This window comes from Streptomyces sp. NH27 (assembly GCF_056859195.1).
Genome location: NZ_JACEGK010000425.1, coordinates 1 through 7,047 on the forward strand (window position 1 = coordinate 1; position 7,047 = coordinate 7,047).

General features: G+C 69.4%; 8 protein-coding genes. 5 read left to right on the top strand and 3 right to left on the bottom strand.

The features are described from left to right. Window positions 1-119 precede the first annotated feature (119 nt). The gene (locus AC13HU_RS27985) at window positions 120-1,334 is read right to left on the bottom strand and encodes an NAD(P)-dependent malic enzyme (protein WP_483044739.1); all 1,215 of its coding nucleotides are present in this window, start codon (window positions 1,332-1,334) and stop codon (window positions 120-122) included. A gap of 416 nt (window positions 1,335-1,750) precedes the next feature. Here AC13HU_RS27985 and AC13HU_RS27990 point away from each other — a divergent pair, with 416 nt between their 5' ends. Genes AC13HU_RS27990 through AC13HU_RS28000 form a run of 3 tightly spaced genes read left to right on the top strand, consistent with a single transcriptional unit; the run spans window position 1,751 to window position 4,533 of the window. Then, window positions 1,751-2,725 (top strand): ABC transporter substrate-binding protein, encoded by a 975-nt coding sequence (locus AC13HU_RS27990; protein WP_483044740.1) that lies wholly within the window; start codon window positions 1,751-1,753, stop codon window positions 2,723-2,725. A 1-nt stretch (window position 2,726) separates the two neighbouring features. Then, window positions 2,727-3,728 carry an amino acid ABC transporter permease gene (locus AC13HU_RS27995; RefSeq protein WP_483044741.1) on the top strand — a complete coding sequence of 334 codons (1,002 nt, stop codon included), beginning with the start codon at window positions 2,727-2,729 and terminating at the stop codon, window positions 3,726-3,728. A gap of 52 nt (window positions 3,729-3,780) precedes the next feature. Continuing rightward, window positions 3,781-4,533, top strand: coding sequence for an amino acid ABC transporter ATP-binding protein (locus tag AC13HU_RS28000; protein ID WP_483044746.1), 753 nt, complete (start codon window positions 3,781-3,783; stop codon window positions 4,531-4,533). A gap of 86 nt (window positions 4,534-4,619) precedes the next feature. On the opposite strand, the gene AC13HU_RS28005 is transcribed toward AC13HU_RS28000, so the two are convergent. After that, window positions 4,620-5,402, bottom strand: coding sequence for a class I SAM-dependent methyltransferase (locus AC13HU_RS28005; RefSeq protein ID WP_483044742.1), 783 nt, complete (start codon window positions 5,400-5,402; stop codon window positions 4,620-4,622). A gap of 82 nt (window positions 5,403-5,484) precedes the next feature. Between AC13HU_RS28005 and AC13HU_RS28010 the strand changes: the two genes are divergently transcribed. Further along, entirely contained in the window at window positions 5,485-6,117 is a 633-nt protein-coding gene (locus tag AC13HU_RS28010; protein WP_483044743.1) for a CGNR zinc finger domain-containing protein, read from the top strand. Here the strand turns inward: AC13HU_RS28010 and sodX are convergent. Beyond that, window positions 6,021-6,446 carry a nickel-type superoxide dismutase maturation protease gene (gene sodX / locus AC13HU_RS28015; protein WP_483044744.1) on the bottom strand — a complete coding sequence of 142 codons (426 nt, stop codon included), beginning with the start codon at window positions 6,444-6,446 and terminating at the stop codon, window positions 6,021-6,023. The two genes, AC13HU_RS28010 and sodX, sit on opposite strands and share 97 nt — an antisense overlap. Before the next feature lie 134 nt (window positions 6,447-6,580). On the opposite strand from sodX, the gene sodN reads away from it, so the two are divergent. Next, window positions 6,581-6,976: a superoxide dismutase, Ni gene (sodN, locus tag AC13HU_RS28020; RefSeq protein WP_483044745.1), complete on the top strand. Its 396-nt coding sequence runs from the start codon at window positions 6,581-6,583 to the stop codon at window positions 6,974-6,976. Window positions 6,977-7,047: the final 71 nt, after the last annotated feature.

Sequence of the window (7,047 nt, forward strand, 5' to 3'; positions counted from 1 at the left end):
CGACTCCCCCACAGCATGCGGCGTGGGAGGGGCCCCCACCGCGTCGCCTCCCTCCTCCGCCCTGGATCCGAAGCCACATGACGCCGCTCCCTGATCCACTCCCCATTACCCCCAGGTCGTTACCGCCTGGCGACGCCCTCCGCGCGGGCCGCGGCCGCGACCGCCGCGGTGACCGCCGGGGCCACCCGCGGGTCGAAGGGCGACGGGATCACCCGGTCCGCGGACAGTTCGCCGGCGACCACCGCGGCCAGCGCCTCGGCGGCGGCGAGCTTCATCGTCTCGGTGATGGCCGACGCCCGCACCTGGAGTGCGCCGGCGAAGATCCCGGGGAAGGCGAGCACGTTGTTGATCTGGTTGGGGAAGTCGCTGCGCCCGGTGGCCACCACCGCCGCGTACTTGTGTGCCACGTCCGGGTGGACCTCGGGCGTGGGGTTGGCCATCGCGAAGACGAAGCAGCCTTCCGCCATGCTCGCCACCGCCTCCTCCGGCACGGTGCCCCCGGAGACGCCGATGAAGACGTCCGCGCCGGCCAGCGCGTCCGCCAGCGAGCCGGTCAGCCCCGCCTTGTTCGTATACGAGGCCAGCTCGCGCTTCACGGCGTTGAGGTCGTCCCGGCCGGCGTGCACCACGCCCTTGCGGTCGGTGACCGCGACATCGCCGACCCCCGCCTCCAGCAGGATCTTCGCGATGGCGACGCCGGCCGCCCCGGCGCCGGAGATCACCGCGCGCAGGTCGCCGAGCGAACGGCCGGTGAGCGTGGCCGCGTTGCGCAGCGCCGCGAGCGTGACCACCGCGGTGCCGTGCTGGTCGTCGTGGAAGACGGGGATGTCCAGCGCGTCCTTGAGCCGCCGCTCGACCTCGAAGCAGCGCGGCGCGGAGATGTCCTCCAGGTTGACCCCGCCGAAGGACGGCGCGAGCCGCACCACGGTCTCCACGATCTCGTCGACGTCCGTGCAGGCCAGCGCGATCGGCACCGCGTCCACGCCGCCGAACTGCTTGAAGAGGATCGCCTTGCCCTCCATCACCGGCAGCGACGCCTCCGGCCCGATGTCGCCCAGCCCGAGCACCGCGGTGCCGTCCGTGACCACCGCGACGACCTGCGACTTCCAGGTGTAGTCGTGCACGAGCGACGGCCGTTCGGCGATCGCCGTGCAGACCTCGGCGACGCCGGGCGTGTAGGCGAGCGACAGGTCGTCGGCGTCGCGGACCGGCACGGTGGCGACCACCGCCATCTTGCCGCCGCGGTGCAACGCGAACACCGGGTCGATCGGGAACTGTTCGTCCGCTTCGGCGGTGTCCGTAACGGTTCGGGGATTGACGATCTCCGCTGCCACTGTGTGACCCCTTGGTCGAGAAGGTGAGGGTGAGTGCTCGCCCCGATACGGGGCGAGGTGGGCTCGGCGCCGCCGCCACCGGGTACGAGTAGCCGAGGTGGCACAGCGGCGCCAGGCGCGCCGCACGCACGCCGTAGGCCCCGGATGAGGGGTGAAGGTCCCGTTCTACCGTCGCTACCCCCTGCGGGGGCAAGGAGGACGACACGGCCCCATCGTGGTCTGGCCTTGGTGTGCCGGCCCGATGGCAGCCCGGGGATGGCCCGTTACCCGATTTTGACACAACGGGAACCCTGCCTGGCGCTGTCCGGATGGCAAGATGCACAGATCACACTGGGTGGTGGTGCTCGACGACGCGTGCCCCCGACGCCCAAGGATCGACCGCAGGTAACACGCCCGTTTCGTTGGAGGACACAGCCATGACCGCAGGCTCCCCCCGGTGTTCGACCCCCCTCACTCGCCTCACCGCGGTCGCCGCGCTCGCGGTCGCCGGCGCCCTGGTGCTCACCGGGTGCGGCGACCAGACCAAGAAGGACGACAACGGTAGTTCGTCCGGTGCTTCGTCCGGCGCGACGTCCTCGACCAGCAAGTCCGCGGCTCCGTTGTTCGCGAAGCTGCCGAAGAAGTTCCAGGACGCCGGCGTGATCAAGGTCGGCACCGACGCCTCGTACGCGCCGATGGAGCAGACCTCCAACGGCAAGATCATCGGCATAGACCCCGACATCGGCGCCGCCCTGGCCAAGCAGCTGGGCGTGAAGCTCGAATTCACCAACGGCCAGTTCGACGGTCTGATCACCTCGCTCTACACCGGCCGCGAGGACATCGTGATGTCCGCTATGAGCGACACCAAGGACCGCCAGCAAGGACTGGACGAGAAGGGCAAGAAGACCGGCAAGGGCGTCGACTTCGTCGACTACTACATGTCGGGCTCCTCCCTGCTGGTGCGGAAGGGCAACCCGAAGAACATCACGTCGCTCGCCGACGTGTGCGGCAAGACCGTCGCCGTCCAGCGGGGCACGATCTACGAGGGCGCGTTCAAGAAGCAGAAGACGGCCTGCGGTTCGAAGGGCCTGACGATCCAGGCGTTCGACACCGACGCCGAGGCACAGACCCGGGTCAAGGCCGGCGGCGCGGTCGCCGACCTCAACGACACCCCGGTGGCCGCGTACATCGCGCAGAAGTCCGGCAACGGCAACGACTTCCAGATCGCCGGTTCCCCGGCCGACGCCGGCCCCTTCGGCATCGCGCTCGACAAGAGCAACAGCCAGCTGCGGGACGTCCTGCAGCAGGCGATGAACGCGATCATCCAGGACGGCAGTTACGCCCAGGTGCTGCACAAGTGGAACGCCGACAGCGGCGCGATCAAGACGGCCGCGATCAACGGCGGCTCCTGACATGACCGGCGCAGTGGCCGGCCCGGAACCGGCCGGCAACCCACCCGGCACCCCGCCGAACACCACGCCCGACGAACCGGCCGGCACCCCGGCCCCGGCCGGCGCTCCGCCGAACACCGTGCCGTACGAGCCGATCCGTGCCATCCCGGTGCGCCACTACGGGCGCTGGGTGGCCGGGCTGGTCGTGCTCGGGCTGCTGGCCTGGCTCGCCTACGCCTTCTCCCAGGGCGACATCCTGTGGGGCACCGTCCGCGGCCGGCTCTTCGACCACACCATCCTCCAGGGCGTGTGGCGCACCATCCTCATCTCGGTGTGCTCGATGGCCATGGGCCTGGTGCTCGGCGTGCTCTTCGCGGTGATGCGGCTGTCGAAGAACCCGGTGACCAGCGCCGTCGCGTGGCTGTACATCTGGTTCTTCCGCGGCACCCCGGTGTACGTGCAGCTGCTGATGTGGTTCAACCTCGCGTTGATCTTCCACACCATCAACCTGATGCCGCTGTACAAGAACGACACCACCGCCGTGATGACCCCGTTCGTGGCCGCCCTGCTGGGCCTCGGCCTCAACGAGGGCGCGTACATGGCCGAGATCGTCCGGGCCGGCATCCAGTCGGTGGACGAGGGGCAGTCGGAGGCGTCGCAGGCGCTCGGCATGACCGGCGCGCAGACGATGCGCCGCATCATCCTGCCGCAGGCGATGCGGGTGATCATCCCGCCGTCCGGCAACGAGTTCATCAACATGCTGAAGACCTCGTCGCTGGTCTCGGTGGTGCAGTACACCGAACTCCTGCGCGCCGCCACCAACATCGGCAGCGACACCACCGCGATCATGGAGATGTACTTCGTCGCCTCGATCTGGTACCTGGTGCTGACCAGCGTCTTCAGCGTCGGCCAGTTCTACATGGAACGGCGGTACGCGCGCGGTTCGCAGCGCTCGCTGCCGCCGACCCCGTGGCAGAAGGTCATGAGCAACCTGACCACCCTGCGCCGACCGAAGGTGGCCTGAGATGAGCACGACCAGCAAGGGCACCGGCCTGCTGAAGTCCGGCGTCGAACCGATGGTGCGTGCCGAGGCGGTGCACAAGTCCTTCGGGGCCTCGCACATCCTCAAGGGCATCGACCTGGAGGTGGCACCGCGCGAGGTGTTCTGCCTGATCGGGCCGTCCGGCTCGGGCAAGTCCACGTTCCTGCGGTGCGTCAACCACCTGGAGCAGATCAGCGCCGGCCGGCTGTGGGTCGACGGCGAGCTGATCGGCTACCGCGAACACGGCGGCAAGCTCTACGAGTTGCGCGACCGCGAGGTGGCCGCCAAGCGGCGCGACATCGGGATGGTCTTCCAGCGCTTCAACCTCTTCCCGCACCTCACCGCGATCGAGAACGTCATGGAGGGCCCGGTGCAGGTCCGCCGGGAGAGCCGGGCGGTGGCCCGGGAGCGGGCCCAACGCCTGCTGGACCGGGTGGGGTTGGCCGACAAGGCGGCCAACTACCCGTCCCAGCTGTCCGGCGGGCAGCAGCAGCGGGTGGCGATCGCCCGGGCGCTCGCCATGGAGCCCAAGTTGATGCTCTTCGACGAGCCGACCTCCGCGCTCGACCCCGAACTCGTCGGCGACGTGCTCGACGTGATGCGCGGGCTCGCGGAGGACGGTATGACGATGATCGTCGTCACCCACGAGATGGGCTTCGCCCGCGAAGTCGGCGATGCGCTGGTCTTCATGGACGACGGCCAGGTCGTGGAGTCCGGGCACCCCCGTGACGTGCTGGGCAGCCCCCAGCACGAACGCACGAAGGCGTTCCTGTCAAAGGTGCTGTGACGCGTGGCTGCGGTGCCCCGACCCACCGGGGTGCCGCCGTCCGCCGGTCCCGTACGGCGAGGGCGGGGCACCCCGGGGGGACCGCCTCAGCGCAGCGCCAGCGTCATCGCGTCCGAGGGGGACGCCCACACCGTGCGGGCCTCCCGGAACCCGGCGGAGCGCAACTCCCCGGCGTGCCACGCCGCGGACGGCGTGTCACCGTCGGCGTGCTCCCCGTAGATGCGGAACCGCTCCCCCGTGGCCTCGGCGAGCGCCGGCTCGGCCGCGGCGAGCTGCCACCACTCGGCCCAGCCGAGCACACCCTCCGTACGCGCCCGCTCCATGCGGGCGTGCCGCTGCGCGGATTCCGCCGCGTTGATCAGGGGTGTCGCGGGGTCGGGCATGCGGTCGGCGTTGAGGAACACCCCACCGGCCCTGACCAGCCCGGCCAGTTGCCCGTAGAGCACGCTCAGTTCGTCGGAGTGCAGCCAGTGCAGCGCGGTCGCGGTGAGGACCGCGTCGTAGGTGTCGTACGGGAGGGCCTCCGGCCAGTGCGGGTCCTTGAGGTCGGCGGTGACGAAGGACGTCCGGTCGTCCTGCGCGAAGGATCCGCGTGCGATGGTGAGCAGCGCCGGGTCGAGGTCGACACCGGTGCTGCGCGCCTGCGGGAACCTCCGCAGCAGCCGGTCCGTGATACTTCCGGTACCGCAGGCGAGGTCCAGCACCCTGGGCGCGTCGCCGACCGTCGCCTCGACCATGTCGAGCATCACCCGAAAGCGTTCCTCCCGGTCGGGCAGATACCACTCCTGCTGGTGATCCCAGCTCCGCTGCCAGGCGGCCCAGTCCGTGTCGTGCTGACCGCTCCTGGCGCTCTCCGATGCGATGGGCACCCCGAACCCCTCCTTGCATGTAATACCCTGGTAGCCCATGTGGCTATTACAGATGCTAGACCGTGACCAGTAAGGACCACAAGTGGAACTGGCTTATTACTCGGACTACGCCGTGCGCCTGGTGAACACCGAGGAGCCGCGGCGCGGCACCGACACCCTGACCTCGACCGACGCCGTCCGGGAGTTGTGCGGGAACAGCACCCACCTCGCCGCGAAGGCGGTGGAGATCGATGTGGCGCGGCTGCGCGCGGTGCGGACCCGGCTGCGCGGGATCTTCGAGGCGGCCGACGAGCAGGACGAAGTCCGCGCGGTGGACCTGCTCAACGCGCTGATGCTGGAGTTCCCGGTCAGCCCGCAGGTCTCCGGGCACACCTTCGTCAGCGAGGAGACCGGCCGGCCGGACTGGCACATGCACCTGGCCGACCACGCGGTGAACACCGCGGCCTCCTACTCGGCGATCGCGTGCATGGGACTGGCGGTCCAGGTCACCTCGTTGGGGGTGGACCGCCTGGGCATCTGCGAAGCAGCCCCCTGTCGCAACGCATACATCGACACATCGACAAACCGTTCGCGCCGGTACTGCTCCGACCGCTGTGCCACCCGCGCGAACGTGGCGGCCTACCGGGCCCGCAAGCGCCTGGAGAACGACCGGTCGGCGCGCAGCGGGCGCACGCACGACGCGGCCCACGAGGCCACCCCGGCCACCGAGCGCTGAAGCTCGCCCGGCGGTCGGAACCGGCCCCTGGCCCGAGCCAGCACCAGCTCGTCCGGCACGGTGCCGAACTCCCGGCTGTCGTTGGCGACGAAGGCGTTGTCCCCCATCACCCACCAGCCGCTCCCGCGGCGCTCGACCGCTCTCTTGACGATCAGCAGGTCCTGCTGGAGGGGATGCCGCAGTACCACCACGTCCCCCTCGCGTACCTGCTCGGCGCCGCTACTGATCTTCTGGATCAGCAGCCAGTCGCCGTGCAGCAGTGTCGGTGCCATCGACGGGCCGGTGACCTCGACGAGCTGCCATGACAGCCTCGCCCCCTGCTCCCGCATCCTCCGCCTCCAGGTTCGTTTCTTCCCCCAGGGTGACACCAGACTTTTGTCCTAAGCCACCTGGGGCAGCCGGGAAAACGACTACCCCAGGGAGTAATGTCGCACCTGAAAGACGATCACGAGGAAGGACGGCCATGTTGACTCGCCTGTTCGCGCCCAAGGTGAAGGTAAGCGCACACTGCGACCTGCCGTGCGGCGTGTACGACCCGGCTCAGGCCCGTATCGAGGCCGAGTCGGTCAAGGCGGTGCAGGAGAAGTACCAGGCCAACGAGGACGCGGACTTCCGCACTCGCGCTGTCCTGATCAAGGAGCAGCGCGCGGAACTCGCCAAGCACCACGTCTCGGTGCTGTGGAGCGACTACTTCAAGGCCCCGCACTTCGAGAAGTACCCGCAGCTTCACCAGCTCGTCAACGACACCCTCAAGGCGCTCAGCGCCGCCAAGGCGTCGAACGACCCGGCGACCGGCCAGAAGGCGCTCGACCTGATCGCCCAGATCGACAAGATCTTCTGGGAGACCAAGCAGTCCTGACTGGGCCCGATCCCTGGTCAGACCGGCCTGACCTGCGGTTTCGCAGGTCGAATCGGTCAACTGTCCGCACC